Here is an 18,812-nt window from a genome sequence, read left to right on the forward strand (position 1 = left end):
GGTTTCAGGCTCCTGATTATTTCGCTTCTGAACGGTATTGCTTAATCAAATCGATAAAGTGGTCAAACAGCGGTGCCGCATCGTGAGGGCCCGGGCTGGCTTCAGGGTGCCCCTGGAAGCTGAAAGCCGGTTTATCTGTGCGGTGGATACCCTGAAGTGTGCCATCGAATAAAGATTTGTGAGTGACACGCAAATGACCTGGCAGGCTCGCCTCGTCAACTGCGAAGCCATGGTTCTGAGCGGTAATCATCACCCTGTCATGTTCGATATCTTTTACCGGGTGGTTACCGCCATGGTGCCCGAATTTCATTTTTATGGTTTTGGCGCCACTTGCCAGAGCCAGTAACTGGTGCCCAAGGCAGATACCAAAGACTGGAATATCGGTAGTCAGGAATTGCTCAATGGCGCGAATAGCATAATCACATGGTGCCGGGTCGCCAGGGCCATTGGACAGGAAAATGCCATCCGGATTCAGCTTAAGCACATCATCTGCCGAGGTTTGAGCCGGTACAACTGTAATGCGGCAACCGCGGTCAACTAACATGCGCAGAATATTGCGTTTTACACCGAAGTCGTATGCAACAACATGGAAAGGTAAGTCACTGTCTTGTGCCGCTTCAGGCAGGCCATCAGCCAGCGACCATGAGCCTTGCGTCCAGCTCCAGGCTTCTTTAGCCGTGACTTCTTTTGCCAGATCCATACCACTCAGGCCCGGGAACGCTTTCGCTTTCTCCAGCGCCAGTGCCGCATCAGGGTTATCACCAGTAATGATGCAGCCGTTCTGTGCGCCTTTCTCACGTAACAAACGCGTCAGTTTACGCGTGTCGATGTCGGCAATTGCGACAATGTTGTGGCGTTTCAGATAAGACGACAGGTCTTCTGTATCCCGGAAGTTGCTGGCAATCAATGGCAGGTCGCGAATCACTAACCCTTGCGCATGCACTTGTGATGACTCTTCGTCGGCTTCATTAGTACCAACGTTACCAATATGAGGATAAGTAAGAGTGACAATTTGGCGAGAGTAGGAAGGATCAGTGAGGATTTCTTGATAACCGGTCATTGAAGTATTGAAAACGACTTCCCCAACGGCCTGTCCTGTAGCCCCAATGGCCCGACCGTGGAATTGGGTTCCGTCTTCCAGAACCAACAGCGCTGACTTAATCAAAACGTCCTCCAGGGAATAAAAAATCAGTATATTTGCATATTAATTCATAAATAGCGTATGAATCAACGCAAAAACGCCTGTCTGGCGAATTTTTGGCAAACGGCGGCATTCTAAAGACAACATTGTCAAAAGTCCAGCGAGAGGGGGATTTTTCTTTTCATTTTAGCCCACCTGAACAATAAGACCCGCTTTCAGCCCAAAACAAGCAATAAAACTGACGTAAAAAACCCAAATTATCAGATTTAACTATGAAAAATGAAAGCACATCATGAAAAAGTGGACCATATGGTCAAATTTATCAACAGAAAGAGAAAAAAATGAAGATAAGCTGGTGTTTAAGCACTTACAAAATAAAACACAAACCAAAAGCCTGAAAAGACAAAAAATAAAAAGGGCAACAAAAATATTGCCCTGCCAATCAAAAAGTTAAGATTGCAATAACCACATCACGATTGGGTAATAAAACTACAAATCATTTAAATTCAGCACATCACGCATATCATAAAGGCCATTTTCCTTGCCTTTAAGCCACAATGAAGAACGAACAGCTCCATTAGCAAATGTCATACGGCTGGATGCTTTATGGGTAACCTCAAGGCGCTCGCCAATATCAGCAAACATCGCAGTATGTTCCCCAACGATATCCCCTGCCCGCACTGTGGCAAAGCCAATAGTTCCGGCAACACGTTCACCGGTATAGCCTTCCCGGCTGTACACGGCACAATCCTTCAGGTCTTTCCCCAAAGCACTGGCAATTGATTCCCCCATTGCCAGTGCGGTACCGGAAGGGGCATCGACTTTATGGCGGTGGTGGGCTTCAACAATCTCGATGTCGGTGTAATCACCCATCACTGTTGCGGCCTTTTCCAGCAATTTCAGCATCACATTCACACCAACACTAAAATTGGCTGCGAAAACAATAGGGATAGATGCACTGGCGTCTTTAATGGCCTGTTTCCCTGCATCATCAAAGCCAGTGGTGCCTATCACCATGCCTTTGCCGTGAGCACGGCAAAATGCCAAATGTTCCAGCGTGCCTTCCGGACGGGTAAAATCGATCAGCACGTCAAAGTCATTTGCAATACTGTCCAGTGAGTCTTGAACGGTGATACCGGAATGCCCGACACCCGCCAGTTCCCCCGCATCACTGCCTGCCAGGGAAGACCCACTACGTTCCAGAGCAGCACCCAGCACCACACCGCTAATTTGCTGAACCGCCTGGATTAACTGGCGGCCCATACGGCCACCGGCGCCCACGATTGCGACGCGAATTTGTACTTCTTCCATATTGAGGCTCTTGTTGAAATGCATAAAAACGTTCTCAGGTTAACCAGCCTGCCTGCAGGCCGCCAGCCGAAAACACCTATAATTAGAAATTTATGACAAACGCGCCGGAATATCAGTAAAAGCCATTATTCCCACACTAAAAAAATGGTTAACCAGCACTGGTATTCTGGCCCGTGAATTAAGGTGCCCGCGCCAGTGCTTCTTCAACCCAGTGCCGGAACCCCTCCACGTCAATGTCCATTGCAACCCGTACATTGGCTGGCCGGTTAAAACGGTTTTCTAAATCAACCACGGTTGCTCCGGCGGTAAGCGTACCTTGTGTTTCTACGCCAACGTAGCAATCAACCAGTTGAAACAGATCAGGATGAACAAGCCAGGCGATGGCACACAAGTCATGCATCCTCAACCCGGTAGCAAGGCTGCCGCTGCGGTAATGGCTGAACAGTGAGTACAGCATTTCCCCGGTTTTACTTTGTGTTTTCAGCCGTGCCATATAGTCCGGCGTGAGCACCGCCCGGTTGGTGACATCCAGGCCACACATCACAATTTCAATACCGCTTTCCATAACCTGGGCGGCTGCTTCCGGGTCGATAGCAATATTGAACTCAGCATTCGGAGTGAAGTTGCCGCGCCCGGCAGAGCCCCCCATCATGACAATACGTGAAATATTGGTTTTGCAATCCGGATAATGCGCCAGCAATAACGCGACATTGGTCAGTGGCCCAATGGTCACCAGAGTGACTGGACGCGAGCTTTCCTGCAGGCATTCAGCCATCGCCATAAAAGCCGGGCGGATTAAAGGGGACTGGCGGGGAGGAGCAAAAGTATAGCCATCCATACCACTTTCCCCATGGATATGGGCAGCGTCGGCCGGTGGGCGGCACAATGGGCGAATAGCTCCCTGAGCAACAGGAATGTCTTCCTCCCAAAACTCCAGGAGTTGCAGGGCATTACGGGTGGTTTGCGCCACACCAACATTGCCTGCCACTGTGGTAATCAGTTTGAGATCAATTTGTGGGCTAAAGATAGCAGCAGCCAGTGCGACCGCGTCGTCAATTCCCGGGTCTGTATCCAGAATAACCGGAATGGTTTGCATACCAGCTCCTTTGCAGGGTGTATAAAAAATGCCAGATGATTAACATCATCTGGCATTCTGCAAATCCTGGCAACCGCAGCGTTATTTCACTTCACGCACATCCAGCCGCAATTCTTTGGGAACTTCAAAGACAATATTTTCTTCACGACCCGTCAGTTCGACAGCCTCTTCCCCACCCAACGACTTCAGGCGTTGAAGAACATTTTGCACCAGAACATCCGGCGCTGAAGCACCCGCCGTTACCCCAATGCAGGCCATTCCCCTGACCCAGGCTTCCTGGATGTCTCCCGCGTCATCAATCAGATAAGCCTGTTTCCCCATACGCCGGGCCAGTTCAGCAAGGCGGTTAGAATTTGATGAGTTTTTGGAGCCGACAACCAGAACAACATCGGCCTCCAGCGCGAGCGAGCGAACAGCCTCCTGACGGTTGGTCGTTGCGTAACAAATATCGTCTTTACGCGGGCCAACAATTTGCGGAAACCGAATACGCAGTGCGTCAATTACATCCGACGTATCGTCAACAGACAACGTCGTTTGCGTCATAAAGGAGAGCCTTTCTGGCGCTTTTACTTCCAGTGCCAGAACGTCTTCGGGAGACTCAACCAAATACATGCCACCTTGTGGGTTGCTGTACTGGCCCATTGTCCCTTCAACTTCAGGATGCCCGGCATGGCCGATAAGAATCGCTTCTTCCCCACGACGGCTGGCCCGGGCAACTTCCATATGCACTTTGGTAACCAGCGGGCAGGTGGCATCAAATACTGTCAGTTCACGGCTTTTGGCTTCATTTCTTACCGCCTGAGAAACACCATGAGCGGAAAATATTAAAATTGAGCCATCGGGCACTTCACTGATTTGCTCGATAAACACAGCACCGCGCTCACGCAGGCTGTCAACAACATAGCGGTTGTGCACCACTTCGTGGCGCACATAGATTGGCGCGCCATAGATTTCCAGCGCGTTTTCAACAATGCTGATCGCACGGTCAACCCCGGCACAAAAACCACGAGGATTAGCCAACAGAATCCGCATTCATAGCCTCCTGTTGAGGATTAATCGCTAATACATCAATCGTAAAATTAACGGTTTGGCCAGCCAGAGGATGATTGAAATCCACCGTCACGGAGTCCCCATTCACTTCACGAATGATGCCCGGCATTTCATTTCCGTCCATACCAGTAAAGGCGATAATCATCCCAACTTCCGGCTCACCGGCATCAACAAACTCCCGCCGGGAAAAATACTGGATCAAGTCAGGATTAGCCGGGCCAAACCCGGCTTCTGGTGCCAGAGAAAAGGCCTTGTTATCCCCAACAGCCAGCCCAAGAAGTTGTTCTTCCAGCGCGGCAGATAAGGAGCCGTCACCCAGGCGGAATAACGCAGGTTTGCCGCCGTCTTTGGTTGACTCAGCCAGGGAGCCATCTTCCAGAGTCAGCGTAAAATGCACCAGAACAGCGCTGTCATGTTGAACAACATCAGTCATGAGCTTTCCTTTTGATTCGCGTTTTTCCCTTGTACGAAGAAACCTTCCAGTACAATGAGCGCAGCACCAATACAAATACCGGCATCCGCAATATTAAAGGTGGCAAAATGCCAGTCGCCAACATAGAAGTCGATCATATCAACCACAAACCCGTGCCAGACACGATCGAACAAATTACCCAGCGCCCCGCCAATAATTAATGCATAGGCAATATTAGTCAGTTTCTGTGAGGCCTTAGCGCGATACATAAGTACCGCCAGAACCACACAAATACCAATCGCAATACCGGCAAAAAACCAACGTTGCCAGCCGCCTTTATCCGCCAGGAAGCTGAATGCCGCCCCAGGATTATGTGCATAATGCAGGTTTAAAAAAGGAATTAATGGGCGAGTTTCAAACAACTGGAAGTTATCCATGATCCACTGTTTAAAGCCCAGATCCACCACTAAAAGCAGGAGCGCCAGCCAAAGCCAGCGCAGACCTGTTGAACATAACTGTTTACTCATCAGGCAAACTTACGTTGCTCGCCGTCACCGGCGACGTTGCTGACACAGCGGCCGCAGAGCTCTGCGTGTTCCGCCACCTTGCCCACATCTGACGTGTAATGCCAGCAACGCGGGCACTTATCACCATCAGCTTTGTGGAGCGCAACTTTCAGCCCTTTAAGCAGTTCACTCTGCTGAGCATCTTCTGTTGCTGCTGCATAATCGGCAACCTGGGCACCAGAGGTCAACAGGACGAATCGTAATTCATCGCCCAGGCTTGTCAGTTTGCCTGCCAGTTCGCTGTCAGAGTACAGCGTTACAGCCGCCTCCAGAGAACCGCCAACCCGTTTTTCGGCACGCGCCTGCTCAATAACTTTGTTCACTTCACCACGAACTTTCAGCAGGGTATCCCAGAAGGCATCATTCATCGGCTCGTTTTCGGCAAGCCCAAACAGCCCCTGATACCATTCGCCAGTAAACACATATTTCTCGTGCTCGCCAGGCAAATAACCCCAGACCTCATCCGCGGTGAAAGAGAGGATTGGTGCCATCCAGCGAACCAGAGCCTGAGCAATATGGTAAAGCGCAGTCTGGCAGCTACGGCGCGCCACGCTGTCAGGTTTAGCCGTGTACTGACGGTCCTTAATAATATCCAGGTAGAAAGAACCCATTTCGATGGAGCAGAAACGCATCAGGCGCTGTACCACTTCATGGAAGTCATAGGATTCATACGCTGCGATGATGTCAGCCTGTGCCGCCTGGGCACAACCTACCGCCCAACGATCCAGCACCACCATATCTTCAGGCTGAACCATATCTTTCGCCGGATCAAACCCGTTCAGGTTTGCCAGCAAGAAGCGCGCAGTGTTACGAATACGGCGATATGCGTCAGCGGCACGTTTGAGAATCTCGTCAGAAACCGCCATCTCGCCGGTGTAATCCGTAGAAGCCACCCACAGGCGAAGAATATCTGCACCCAGTTTATTCATGACGTCCTGAGGGCTGACAGTGTTGCCGATGGATTTGGACATTTTGCGCCCTTGTCCATCTACGGTGAACCCGTGGGTTAGCACCTGGCGGTAAGGCGCTTTGCCTTTCATTGCCACGCCAATCATCATGGAAGACATAAACCAGCCACGATGCTGGTCGGAACCTTCCAGGTACATATCAGCGCTGTGGCCGCCAAACTCAGGGCGGGCATCAACGACGGAGTAACTGGTTGATCCGGAATCGAACCACACATCCAGGGTATCCGGCACTTTGACATAGTCATCGGCTTCATCACCCATGATGTCGCGCGGGTCCAGATCCCACCAGGCCTGAATACCACCTTTTTCAACGCGCTGAGCAACCGCTTCAATCAGCTCTTCAGTGCGCGGGTGCAGCTCTTCTGTGTGTTTATGTACGAACAAGGCCATTGGAACACCCCAGGTACGCTGGCGGGAAATACACCAGTCCGGGCGGTTCGCAACCATTGATTCAATACGTGCTTTACCCCATGCCGGAACCCAACCGCTCAGGTGCTCTTTTTCCAGCCCTTCCTGCTCGATACGGTCGATTTCTTTCAGGGATTTAATACGCAGCCCTTGTTTATCCATGCTGATAAACCACTGCGGTGTTGCACGGAAAATAATCGGTGTTTTATGGCGCCAGCAATGCGGGTAGCTGTGCAGCATTTTCTCAACATGCAGCAATGCGCCTTTATCACGCAGCAGATTAACCACCAGGTCATTGGCCTTAAATACCTGCACGCCATCCAGCCCCGGATAAGTACCCGGCAGATAGCAACCATCCGGCCCAACCGGGTTGGCGATTTCCAGACCATATTTCTGGCTGATGACATAGTCGTCCGGGCCATGGCCACCCGCGGTGTGAACGGCACCAGTACCGGCATCCAGAGTGACGTGCTCACCCATAATGGCGGGTACATCAAACCCCATAAACGGATGAGTAAAGCGCAGCAGCTCCAGTGCGGCACCTTTAGCAGTCCCCAACACGCGCCATTCAGTAATACCCGCACGCTTCATGACACTGTCAACCAGCTCGGTTGCCAGAATCATTGCCCGGTCTTCGGTTTGCACCAGTGCATACTCAAATTCAGGGTGCAAAGAAATTGCCCGGTTAGCCGGTAAAGTCCACGGAGTGGTTGTCCAGATAACCAGTGCGACAGGGCCTGTCACTTGCGCAACAGAGAAAGCTGCTTTAACGGCATCGGTATCGACGGCGTTAAACGCAACATCGATAGATGGAGAAGTTTTGTCGTAATACTCAACTTCGGCTTCAGCCAGTGCTGAGCGGCAATCCACGCACCAGTGCACTGGCTTGGCGCCTTTGAGCAAATGACCATTGCCAATAATTTTACCCAGAGCCCGAATGATATTGGCTTCAGTGCCATAGTTCATCGTCAGGTAAGGATGTTGCCAGTCACCCAGCACGCCCAGACGAATAAAGTCCTCACGCTGGCCGTTAACCTGCTCAGTGGCATACTTACGGCACTCAGCACGGAACTCGCCAGCAGACACTTTTTCACCCGGTTTGCCAACCAGTTGTTCAACTTTTAATTCGATAGGCAGACCGTGGCAGTCCCAGCCCGGAACATAAGGGGAATCATAACCAGATAACCCTTTGGATTTAATAATAATATCTTTGAGAATTTTGTTAACTGCGTGACCAATATGAATGCTACCGTTCGCATATGGAGGGCCATCATGCAAAATGAACGTTTTTTTGCCTTTTTTCGCATCACGGATGAGGCCATACAGACCGTCATCAGTCCAACGCGCCAGCATGCCCGGTTCGCGTTTTGCAAGATCACCGCGCATCGGGAACCCTGTTTCCGGCAAATTCAGGGTAGATTTATAGTCACTCATTAGATTTTCTATTCCGTCTTCGGTTTGATTAATAACCCGCTCTGGGATTACGCCGGTGCTTAGAAACTCACCGCCACCGGGGCCTCGCGTCTGTCATACGCGCCCCTGTTATTCAACATTCAGCCCTAACAATACCCGGGCCGTACTTTCATCTTTTGCGATTTGCGCTTTCAGTGCGTCAAGTGATGCAAACCGCTGTTCATTGCGAATTTTATGGCGCAACACCACATCAATATGGCGCCCGTACAAATTCATATTGGTATCCAGCAGGTGTACTTCCAACTGCTGACGCACACCTGAAACCGTGGGACGTGTACCAATGTTGGCCACACCAGGAACCGGAGAGTCTCCTAACCCATTGACTTCTACAGCAAACACACCTTTAACCGGTGACACCTGGCGGCGCAATGGTAAATTAGCCGTGGGAAAACCAATGGTTCTGCCCAATTCATCGCCATGTACAACGCGCCCGGAAATAACGAATGGATGCCCCAGCAGGTTTTCTGCCCGGGCAAGGTCATCTTCTTTTAAAGCCTGGCGCACGGAAGTGCTGCTGATGCGCAGCCCGTCATGGCAATAGGTTTGCGCACTGGTAACATCAAACCCGTACTCTTTACCTGCCTGCTGTAATAACAGGAAATCGCCCTGGCGACCAGCACCAAAGCGGAAATCATCACCTACCGCCAGTAATTTGACACCGAGGCGGTCAACCAGCAAATCAGCGATAAATTGCTGCGCTGTCAGGGCGGCAAAACGCCTGTCAAAGCGGACACACAGGACATAATCCACTGCGCTGTCAGCCAGATAGCGTAATTTTTCACGCAAACGCGTTAACCGCGCAGGCGCACTTTCACCGGCAAATAACTCAAGCGGCTGCGGTTCAAAGATCATCACGACAACCGGGAGTTGACGTTTTGCCCCTTCCGCACACAACCCTTGCAGTAAAGCCTGGTGACCACGATGAACACCATCGAAATTTCCGATGGTTAACACACATCCGCGAGGTATCTGACTGAGATTATGTATGCCGCGTATCAGCTTCATGACTGGCTCAAAACTGTGGAAATTGGCGGATTATACCTTGTACAGCGGTTAAGGTTAACCCGCGATTGATGCTGGTAAGCGATAAACTGCCCGCCTTCAGGCTTAAGCCCGCTCTTTTTGTGTAAAAAGCACCTTACAGAGTACAATTTTCTCACTGCAGGACTATATTCGCAGCACGCAAACTGATAGAATCTTGCGCCACAATCAGGTAACAGGTGCCGCTTCATTAACGGCGCTTATTTGCACAAATCCATTGACAAAAGAAGGCTAAGAGGGCATATTCCTCGGCCTTTGAATCGTCCACATAGATTATATTTGGGAGTTGGACCTTGGCTAATATCAAATCAGCTAAGAAACGCGCCGTACAATCTGAGAAGCGCCGCAAGCACAATGCAAGCCGTCGCTCTATGATGCGCACCTTTGTTAAAAAGGTATACGCGGCGATTGCAGCTGGCGACAAAGAAGCTGCACAGAAAGCATTTAACGAAATGCAACCGATCGTGGATCGTCAGGCCAGCAAAGGTCTGATCCACAAAAACAAAGCAGCGCGTCATAAAGCTAACTTGACTGCGCAGATCAACAAACTGGCTTAATCCTGTTTGTTGTTGCTTTATAAAAAAACCGGCGCAAGCCGGTTTTTTTATTGCCCTGACATAAAACTTCAGGTCACTTTTTCGGGCAAGCGAAACAAGGCGCTGTAATCACGGTTACAGATACGCTGTACTGCCGGATGCTGAATCATACGTTCAGCAAAAATGGCATGGTACTCTTCCATCACGTTGTCGATACGCCCTATCTCGGTAATATTTTCGTCCTGATAAAAATCCTGGCCATATAGTGTCGGAGCCACAAAAATCGCATTGTGTGCCGCACCAAAAGCTTTCATTAGTGCCGCATCGTCGAACTCACCAAGAATTTCTACCTTCAGTCCCTGCGAATTAATCCAGTTAAGGATTTGCCGCCCCAACATAGAACGCCGACCGGGTATTAACAGTTTCCGCTCCTCCAGGCAGGCAGGAAAAGCCTGACGAGGTAACGGATGTTGCCCCCAAAAGCTGACACTGCATTCGCCGATTTTGACGGAGAACAACCCTTCTTGCTGGGTTGAATCAATGGGGCAATCAGAAATAATCATATCCAGCTTATGCTGACCAAGTTGTTCCAGTAGCATTTCATGGGTGGATTCAAAGCAACGTAAATGAATTTGCTCATCCTCTACCACAACAGCATCCAGAACCCCACTAACCAGGCGCTTGGACAATGCATCTGCCACCCCAACATCAAACAACAGATGTGATTCTTTGCGGTAATTGATGATATCCAGCATTTCCTGGCTTAACGTGAACATGCGGTCCGCGTAACGGAATACCAGTTCACCCAGTTCACTGGGTTCCAGGCCGCGCCCTTTTCGCTTGAATAACTTTCCTTGTAAACGTTCCTCCAGCGCTTTGATTTGCCCGGTTATGGTTTGCGGCGTTAAATACAACGCCTCTGCAGCACCTACAACAGATCCTTCCTTGTAGACATGCCAGAAATAATACAAATGGTTAAAGTTTACATGAGACATTTTGTCACTCCCTGATAATGATTACACCACTGCCACCTCCTGGCGGCAGTGGGCATTGCTCACTTAAAAAATGATACGTCAGGTACGTGTGGCACTCCTGGCACGTAGCAAGGCATATCCGGTGATTGCTGCAATAACAGACCCAACCAGAATCCCGAGTTTAGCAAGATTGATAAGCATTGGATCCAGGTCGCCAAAGGCCAGTGAAGCGATAAAAATTGACATGGTGAAACCAATTCCGCACAGCACACCAATTGCCAGAATATCCTTACCCGTTGTGCCTTCTGGCAAAGTCGCAAGCTTCAGTTTAATGGCCAGCCAACTGAACAGTGCAATACCTACGGGTTTACCAATGAACAAGCCAGCAATAATGCCAAGTGGCAGAACGGAGAACATACCGTTTACGTCCACACCGGCTAACGACACACCTGCGTTGGCAAAGGCAAACAAGGGCAAAATCAAATAAGCCACCCACGGGTGCAACACATGCTCAAGTTCACGAGCTGGCGAGTGCCCATCTTTTTCTTTCAATGGGATAAGGAAGCCGACAATCACCCCGGCAAGGGTAGCATGAACCCCCGACTTCAGTACCGCGCCCCACAACACAGCCCCCACCAGAATATAAATCCCGGTGCGCCGTACATTGAGCAGGTTCATTACCACTAACACTGCAACCGCTGCTGCAGCCACCAGTAACGACATCACAGAAAGGTCACTGGTATAAAACAGCGCGATAATAATGATTGCACCCAGATCATCAATGATAGCTAACGCCATCAAAAATATTTTTAATGATGTCGGTACACGGTTACCCAGTAATGCCAAAATTCCCAGGGCGAAAGCAATATCCGTTGCAGCAGGAATCGCCCAGCCTTCACGGGTCACCGGGTCTGCACCGTTAAATAACAGATACACCAACGCAGGTACTACCATACCGCCCACTGCGGCAATAGCCGGGAAAGAAGACTGGCGCAGGCTCGCCAACGACCCCACCATCATTTCGCGCTTCACTTCCAGCCCTATGACCAGGAAGAAGATAGCCATCAGGAAATCATTCACCCACAACAGCAGGTTCTTATTGATCTCCAGTAAGCCAAACCGGAATTCCACAGGCATAGACAGGAAAGACTGATAGGCCTGGCTGGTTGCGCCCAGGTTAGCCATTAACATGGCCAGAGCCGCCGCGATGATGAGAATCACCCCCCCAGACGCATCACTACTAAAAAATCGTTTTATGAGTTTCGTCATGAATTACAACCTAACATTCACTGTTATACATTTCGGTTTAATGGAACTGTTAATAAGAATAGCGGGAGAAACTCATCGTAAAAAGTAGGTTATATAAGGTAGTAACTTCGGTTTTTACGATTAATTAGCAGAAATGAGGCTGTATTTCTCGTATTGTTTACTTCTGTGCCATATTCAGTGTGGTACGAAATACAAAAAAGAAAAACCCGAATCAGTGTAAACTGACTCGGGCTTTATCAGATGACCTGCATCAAATTTATTATGACAATTAGCGAGTTAAGTCATCAAAGAATTTTTTTACGCCATCGAAAAAGCTTTTGGAACGAGGGCTATTTTTTTCTCCGGTCGGGCCGCCAAAGCTTTCCTGCAGTTCCTGCAGTAGCTGTTTCTGGCGATCATTGAGCCCAACTGGCGTTTCAACTACCACCCGGCACAACAAATCACCCTGAGCGCCACCACGCACAGATTTCACACCTTTACCGCGCATCCGGAAGAGCTTACCAGTCTGTGTTTCCCCTGGTACTTTTAATTTCACCCGGCCATCCAGGGTTGGCACTTCGATTTCGCCCCCCAGTGCAGCCATCGCAAAATTAATCGGGACTTCACAATACAGGTTGTTGCCTTCACGTTCGAAGATTGGGTGCTGTTTAACCTGAACCTGAACATACAGGTCCCCGGCTGGTGCGCCATGCTCCCCAGCTTCACCTTCGCCCGACAGACGGATTCTGTCGCCGGTGTCCACCCCTGCCGGAATTTTAACAGACAAGGTTTTGCTCTTTTCGACACGGCCATGGCCATGGCAACTGTTGCAGGGATCTTTGATAATCGACCCACGCCCCTGGCAATGCGGACAGGTTTGCTGCACAGTGAAAAAGCCCTGACGCATTTGAACCTGGCCTGAGCCATGACAAGTTGGGCAGGTTTGCGGAGTAGAGCCAGGTTTTGCACCACTACCATGGCAAACTTCACACTCTTCCAGCGTTGGAATGCGGATTTCTTTTGTCACGCCACGGACAGCTTCTTCCAGCGTTAATTCCATGTTGTAACGCAAGTCAGCGCCACGAGCAGCCCGCGTTCTGCGGCCACCGCCAAAGATATCGCCGAATACATCACCAAAGATGTCGCTGAAATCAGCACCGCCGCCGCCGAAGCCGCCGCCACCGTAACCACCGCCACCCATGCCGCCCTGCTCAAAAGCAGCATGGCCATACTGGTCATATGCGGCACGTTTCTGTGCGTCGGTGAGGATTTCGTAAGCTTCTTTTACTTCTTTAAATTTTGCTTCGGCGTCTTTATCGCCCTGATTACGGTCAGGGTGATATTTCATTGCCAGGCGCTTGTAAGCCTTTTTGATTTCACGCTCTTCCGCTGTTTTCGGAACGCCCAAAACCTCGTAATAGTCTTTCTTCGCCATTGTGTGTCTGCCCTTAGAGCCTGTTCCACAGGCACTACAGTTATCGCTACATCAGGCAAATGCCTCACTACCCAGTGAGCAGGCAGCCAGAAAACATTGCCGGGAACGGCTCATACCTAATCTGAATATGGAAATAAACTGCAGAATTAAGTCGCCTGACATACGTACACGGGCGTGGAGTTGCCTCTACGCCCGTGCTGGTTACCGATCATAAACGCTTGTATGACCGCGCCCGCAATCAGGGCGATTATTTTTTATCTTTAACTTCTTCAAACTCTGCATCGACAACGTCGTCGTCTTGTGCAGCATTGTTATCTGCTGAACCCGTATCCGCCTGCTGCTGAGCATGCTGCTGCTGAGCGATTTCCATCAGTTTTGCAGAAACCTGAGCCAGCGCCTGCATTTTTGCTTCGATCTCAGCTTTATCTTCACCTTTCAGCGCCTTATCCAGGTCGCCCAGTGCGGCTTCGATTGCAGTTTTATCTTCTGCCGGCAGTTTGTCGCCTGCTTCTTCCACTTGTTTGCGAGTGCTGTGCAGCAAGTGGTCACCCTGGTTACGGGTCTGAACCAGTTCTTCAAACTTACGGTCAGATTCAGCGTTAGCTTCAGCTTCACGTACCATTTTCTGGATTTCATCTTCATTCAAACCAGAAGAGGCTTTGATAGTGATCTGCTGCTCACGACCCGTGTTTTTGTCTTTCGCAGAAACGTGCAGAATGCCATCAGCATCGATATCAAAAGTAACTTCGATTTGTGGCATACCGCGCGGCGCCGGGTTAATACCATCCAGGTTAAACTGACCCAGTGATTTGTTATCACCCGCACGTTTACGTTCACCCTGCAGAACATGGATGGTCACTGCAGACTGGTTATCTTCTGCGGTAGAGAACACCTGGCTGTGTTTCGTCGGGATAGTGGTGTTTTTAGTGATAAGCGCAGTCATCACACCACCCATGGTTTCGATACCCAGGGACAGCGGTGTAACATCCAGCAGCAGAACGTCTTTAACATCACCAGTCAGAACACCACCCTGAACCGCGGCACCAATAGCAACTGCTTCATCCGGGTTCACATCTTTACGTGGCTCTTTACCAAAGAATTCAGAAACTTTTTTCTGAACCATTGGCATACGAGTCTGACCACCAACCAGGATAACGTCGTTGACTTCGGATACAGACAAACCGGCATCCTGCAGTGCAACTTTCAGCGGCTCAATTGAACGTGAAACCAGGTCTTCAACCAGAGATTCCAGTTTGGCGCGAGTCACTTTAATATTCATGTGTTTCGGGCCAGTGGCATCTGCAGTGATATACGGCAGGTTCACATCAGTTTGCTGTGCAGAAGACAGCTCAATTTTCGCTTTTTCTGCCGCTTCTTTCAGACGTTGCATTGCCAGTGGGTCGTTACGCAGGTCAATGCCCTGGTCTTTCTTGAATTCGTCAACCAGATAGTTGATAAGACGGCTGTCGAAGTCTTCACCACCCAGGTGAGTATCACCATTGGTTGCCAGAACTTCGAAGGTTTTTTCGCCATCAACTTCATCAATTTCGATGATAGAGATATCGAAAGTACCGCCACCCAGGTCATACACAGCGATAGTACGGTTACCGGTTTCTTTATCCAGACCGTAAGCCAGCGCTGCGGCAGTAGGTTCGTTGATAATACGTTTTACTTCCAGGCCTGCGATACGGCCAGCATCTTTGGTTGCCTGGCGCTGAGCATCGTTGAAGTATGCAGGAACAGTGATAACAGCTTCAGTTACTGGCTCACCCAGGTAGTCTTCTGCTGTCTTTTTCATTTTTTTCAAAACTTCAGCAGAAATCTGCGGCGGAGCCACTTTCTGGCCTTTCACGTCCAGCCAGGCATCGCCATTATCAGCAGCCAGGATTTTGTACGGCATAATAGCCACATCGCGCTGAACTTCTTCATCCTGGAAGCGGCGGCCAATCAGGCGTTTAATCGCAAACAGGGTGTTTTGCGGGTTAGTCACTGCCTGACGTTTAGCCGGCTGACCAACCAGGGTTTCACCATCCTGAGTATAAGCAATGATTGAAGGCGTAGTACGATCACCTTCAGCGTTTTCCAGAACACGTGCCTGGGTGCCGTCCATAATCGCTACACAAGAGTTGGTTGTACCCAGGTCGATACCAATAATTTTACCCATCTAAACGTCTCCACTAAAAATTCGTCTTCATGTGGTTGTGAACCTGTTATGCGGCCAAAAAACAGTGTTTCAACCGCTTTTGTCGTCTTTTTTTCAGATTCAACAACTTTTCGATAACCAGAAGATGGGGGCGTGCAGCCATCCATCAAGGGGGGAAACAAAAAAAATTTTAATTCTTACCTTTTCAGATCATGGACTGCGCCTGAAAAGCTGATTACGATGCCGCGCCCTTTCAGCCTTTATCGGTTTGAAAGAGCTAAACACATAAACTTGTCTTTTTATTTTTTCAGAGGAATTATGGGCAACACTACGTTGGCTAACCCCGCACCACTGGGCTTAATGGGCTTCGGTATGACGACCATTCTGCTTAATCTGCACAATATTGGGTTTTATCCCCTGGATAGCATTATTCTTGCCATGGGCATTTTTTACGGCGGTATTGCGCAAATTTTCGCAGGGCTGCTGGAATTTAAGAAAGGCAATACATTCGGGCTCACTGCCTTCACGTCTTATGGCAGTTTCTGGCTGACCCTTGTAGCAATTCTTATGTTGCCTCACTTCGGCGTTGCTGAAGCAGCCAACCCGCATTTCCTCGGTGTCTATTTGGGATTGTGGGGTGTATTCACCCTGTTTATGTTCTTCGGCACACTGAAAGGCGCACGCGCATTACAGTTTGTATTCCTGAGCCTGACAGTGCTGTTTATGCTGCTATGCCTGGGGCATATGGTTGATAACGAAAGTATTGTGCATGTCGCAGGCTGGATTGGCCTGGTATGTGGCGCAAGCGCTATTTACCTGGCGATGGGCGAAGTACTGAACGAGCAGTTCGGCCGCACCATTCTGCCAATCGGCGCATCCTCGCATCACTGATTCACCAGTTAAGAATGGCTAAAGTGGCACGGAAGAGTGCCACTTTTTTTATCAGGCCGTGGTCCTCGCTTTTTCCGTTTCATGTACACTTGCCTCATCCAGCACGTTACGTAGCACCAGCCCAATGCCAATCCCGAGTAATGACAACGCCAGTACATACCATGCAGGTGCCATTGGCGATATGCTCATCAGGACCGTGACAAGTACTGGTGTCAGGCCACCAAAAATGGCGTATGCAACATTGTAGGAAAAGGAAATACCGGTAAACCGAACTTCAGCCGGAAATGCCCGAACCATCACAAAAGGAACCGCGCCCACAACACCAACGCTGAAACCCGCCAGCCCGTATAACTCAAACAGGTACTCAGGCATAACAGCGGTTAAGTGGTAGAAGCACCAGGATGATACTGCCAGCAGGATCCCACCTACAGTAAAAGTGCGGCTGGCACCGAAGCGGTCTGCCGCCAGCCCGGCAACCAGGCATCCCACACACAACATCACAGTCGCCACACTATTTGCCTGTAGTGTTAATGCGGGAGCCAGCCCCAGCTGTTTTTGCAACCACACTGGCGACATCAAGATAACCACGACAATACCGGCAGATAACAACCAGGTGAGCAGCATAGAAATAGCCACTGCTTTCTTGTGATGTATCACAACCGCTTTCAGGGGCAACTCTTCAGCCAGTGCTTTTTGGCGCTGCATTTCAATAAACACCGGAGTTTCCTGCAACCAGCGGCGTAAATACATAGCGACCAGGCCGAATCCCCCGCCAATAAAGAAAGGAATACGCCAGGCCCCATCATGAATGGCAACTTTGGTAAATGCAGTATTAATGATAGTCGCGACAACCGAGCCCAACAGTATCCCCACAGTCAGCCCGGCGGTCAGTGTCCCACAGGCAATACCAATACGTTTGGAAGGAACATGTTCTGCCACAAAAACCCAGGCACCAGGAACCTCACCGCCAATCGCGGCCCCTTGCAGTACGCGCATCAGCAACAACAGCAATGGCGCCATCACCCCCAACGAGCTGTAAGTAGGTAATAAGCCGATAGCGAGCGTAGGCAGAGCCATGAGTAAGATGCTCAGGGTAAACATCTTCTTGCGGCCAACTTTATCGCCGAAGTGCGCCATCACAATGCCGCCTAACGGGCGCGCCAGATAACCGGCAGCAAAAATACCAAATGTTTGCACTTGCCGCAGCCAGTCAGGCATGTCCGCCGGGAAAAACAGCTCCCCTACCACAGCAGCAAAAAAGACGAAGATGATGAAATCATAGAACTCCAGCGCACCCCCAAGGGCCGCCAGAGTCAACGTTTTGTAATCCTGCCGGTTCAGGGCTCTGTTCGCGTCAGACATAAAAAACCATTTGTAAATAGGTGGGAGAAAGATTTATTTACCAAAAACGTAAAGTAAAACTTACTATATCGTCAAAAATACATAACGCCCACTACAAATCGCTTTTATACCAGACAGTCTCTAAAATCAGGATTCGCTACTACGAATAGCACTTTTCGGACGAAAAGCTGCTACCACCTCAGGGTTGGTTTCCACATAAGGCCCCTCCATCAACTGTACACAATACGGTACACTTGCAAAGATACCTGGTATCAGAACCGCTCCATCCGCTGATTTCACCCCTTCCAGTGTTTCCTGAATGGATTTAGGCTGCCCGGGCAGGTTAAGAATAAGAGCCTGTTTACGGATAACACCGACCTGACGTGACAAAATCGCAGTAGGCACATAATGCAGGCTAATCTGGCGCATCTGCTCCCCAAACCCCGGCATTTGCCGGTCAGCGACAGCGAGAGTTGCATCCGGAGTGACATCCCTGCGTGCCGGGCCGGTTCCCCCGGTGGTGAATACCAAATGGCACCCCATTTCATCAACCAATTCACACAACGTTTGCTCAATTATTGCCTGCTCATCAGGAATCAGTCGGGTTTCGAACGTAAACGGCGTAGTCAGTGCGCTGGCAAGCCAGCTTTCCAGTGCAGGGATACCTTTATCCTGGTAGACACCACTGGAAGCGCGGTCAGAAACAGAAACAAGGCCAATACGGAGTGTGCTCATAATCAATTCCGGTCAGTAAACGTAATGTTCTGATAATACACCG

General features: G+C 49.9%; 17 protein-coding genes. 3 read left to right on the forward strand and 14 right to left on the reverse strand.

Annotated elements, in window-relative coordinates; genetic code table 11:
• Positions 1 to 16: 16 nt before the first annotated feature.
• Positions 17 to 1,165: a glutamine-hydrolyzing carbamoyl-phosphate synthase small subunit gene (carA, locus tag DES37_RS11175; RefSeq protein ID WP_036106314.1), complete on the reverse strand. Its 1,149-nt coding sequence runs from the start codon at positions 1,163 to 1,165 to the stop codon at positions 17 to 19.
• 268 nt (positions 1,166 to 1,433) lie between these two features.
• Between carA and DES37_RS25635 the strand changes: the two genes are divergently transcribed.
• Positions 1,434 to 1,595, forward strand: a complete 162-nt coding sequence (locus DES37_RS25635) for a hypothetical protein (protein WP_170123760.1) — start codon at positions 1,434 to 1,436, stop codon at positions 1,593 to 1,595.
• A 35-nt stretch (positions 1,596 to 1,630) separates the two neighbouring features.
• Here DES37_RS25635 and dapB read toward each other — a convergent pair whose 3' ends face one another.
• The 7 genes from dapB to ribF all read right to left on the reverse strand — a co-directional run bounded on the left by dapB (position 1,631) and on the right by ribF (position 9,430).
• Positions 1,631 to 2,452 carry a 4-hydroxy-tetrahydrodipicolinate reductase gene (gene dapB / locus DES37_RS11180; RefSeq protein WP_110025949.1) on the reverse strand — a complete coding sequence of 274 codons (822 nt, stop codon included), beginning with the start codon at positions 2,450 to 2,452 and terminating at the stop codon, positions 1,631 to 1,633.
• A gap of 178 nt (positions 2,453 to 2,630) precedes the next feature.
• A complete protein-coding gene (gene rihC, locus DES37_RS11185) occupies positions 2,631 to 3,548 on the reverse strand; it encodes a ribonucleoside hydrolase RihC (RefSeq protein WP_110025834.1) in 918 nt (305 codons plus the stop codon).
• 81 nt (positions 3,549 to 3,629) lie between these two features.
• Entirely contained in the window at positions 3,630 to 4,580 is a 951-nt protein-coding gene (ispH, locus tag DES37_RS11190) for a 4-hydroxy-3-methylbut-2-enyl diphosphate reductase (RefSeq protein ID WP_036106318.1), read from the reverse strand.
• Positions 4,561 to 5,031, reverse strand: coding sequence for an FKBP-type peptidyl-prolyl cis-trans isomerase (fkpB, locus tag DES37_RS11195; protein WP_036106322.1), 471 nt, complete (start codon positions 5,029 to 5,031; stop codon positions 4,561 to 4,563). The genes ispH and fkpB overlap by 20 nt, the downstream gene beginning before the upstream one ends.
• Entirely contained in the window at positions 5,028 to 5,537 is a 510-nt protein-coding gene (gene lspA, locus DES37_RS11200) for a signal peptidase II (RefSeq protein ID WP_036106325.1), read from the reverse strand. Before lspA ends, fkpB begins: the two co-directional genes overlap by 4 nt.
• Positions 5,537 to 8,386 carry an isoleucine--tRNA ligase gene (ileS, locus tag DES37_RS11205; RefSeq protein WP_110025835.1) on the reverse strand — a complete coding sequence of 950 codons (2,850 nt, stop codon included), beginning with the start codon at positions 8,384 to 8,386 and terminating at the stop codon, positions 5,537 to 5,539. The genes lspA and ileS overlap by 1 nt, the downstream gene beginning before the upstream one ends.
• A gap of 108 nt (positions 8,387 to 8,494) precedes the next feature.
• Positions 8,495 to 9,430, reverse strand: coding sequence for a bifunctional riboflavin kinase/FAD synthetase (ribF, locus tag DES37_RS11210; protein WP_036106331.1), 936 nt, complete (start codon positions 9,428 to 9,430; stop codon positions 8,495 to 8,497).
• A gap of 329 nt (positions 9,431 to 9,759) precedes the next feature.
• Here ribF and rpsT point away from each other — a divergent pair, with 329 nt between their 5' ends.
• Entirely contained in the window at positions 9,760 to 10,023 is a 264-nt protein-coding gene (gene rpsT / locus DES37_RS11225) for a 30S ribosomal protein S20 (RefSeq protein WP_036106334.1), read from the forward strand.
• A gap of 68 nt (positions 10,024 to 10,091) precedes the next feature.
• Here rpsT and nhaR read toward each other — a convergent pair whose 3' ends face one another.
• The 4 genes from nhaR to dnaK all read right to left on the reverse strand — a co-directional run bounded on the left by nhaR (position 10,092) and on the right by dnaK (position 15,823).
• Positions 10,092 to 10,997, reverse strand: coding sequence for a transcriptional activator NhaR (gene nhaR / locus DES37_RS11230; protein ID WP_036106337.1), 906 nt, complete (start codon positions 10,995 to 10,997; stop codon positions 10,092 to 10,094).
• A 78-nt stretch (positions 10,998 to 11,075) separates the two neighbouring features.
• On the reverse strand, positions 11,076 to 12,245 hold the full coding sequence (gene nhaA / locus DES37_RS11235) for a Na+/H+ antiporter NhaA (protein WP_110025837.1): 1,170 nt from the start codon (positions 12,243 to 12,245) through the stop codon (positions 11,076 to 11,078).
• A gap of 268 nt (positions 12,246 to 12,513) precedes the next feature.
• Entirely contained in the window at positions 12,514 to 13,659 is a 1,146-nt protein-coding gene (gene dnaJ, locus DES37_RS11240; protein WP_036106343.1) for a molecular chaperone DnaJ, read from the reverse strand.
• A gap of 247 nt (positions 13,660 to 13,906) precedes the next feature.
• Positions 13,907 to 15,823, reverse strand: a complete 1,917-nt coding sequence (dnaK, locus tag DES37_RS11245; RefSeq protein WP_110025838.1) for a molecular chaperone DnaK — start codon at positions 15,821 to 15,823, stop codon at positions 13,907 to 13,909.
• Between the two features lie 297 nt (positions 15,824 to 16,120).
• Between dnaK and satP the strand changes: the two genes are divergently transcribed.
• Positions 16,121 to 16,693 carry an acetate uptake transporter gene (satP, locus tag DES37_RS11250; protein WP_036106349.1) on the forward strand — a complete coding sequence of 191 codons (573 nt, stop codon included), beginning with the start codon at positions 16,121 to 16,123 and terminating at the stop codon, positions 16,691 to 16,693.
• A 51-nt stretch (positions 16,694 to 16,744) separates the two neighbouring features.
• Here the strand turns inward: satP and DES37_RS11255 are convergent, their stop codons facing one another.
• Both DES37_RS11255 and mog read right to left on the reverse strand, forming a co-directional pair.
• Positions 16,745 to 18,055 (reverse strand): MFS transporter, encoded by a 1,311-nt coding sequence (locus DES37_RS11255; RefSeq protein WP_110025839.1) that lies wholly within the window; start codon positions 18,053 to 18,055, stop codon positions 16,745 to 16,747.
• Between the two features lie 126 nt (positions 18,056 to 18,181).
• Positions 18,182 to 18,769 carry a molybdopterin adenylyltransferase gene (gene mog, locus DES37_RS11260; RefSeq protein ID WP_036106355.1) on the reverse strand — a complete coding sequence of 196 codons (588 nt, stop codon included), beginning with the start codon at positions 18,767 to 18,769 and terminating at the stop codon, positions 18,182 to 18,184.
• Between the last annotated feature and the right edge of the window lie 43 nt (positions 18,770 to 18,812).

The organism is Mangrovibacter plantisponsor, assembly GCF_003182475.1.
GTDB classification, from domain to species: domain Bacteria; phylum Pseudomonadota; class Gammaproteobacteria; order Enterobacterales; family Enterobacteriaceae; genus Mangrovibacter; species Mangrovibacter plantisponsor.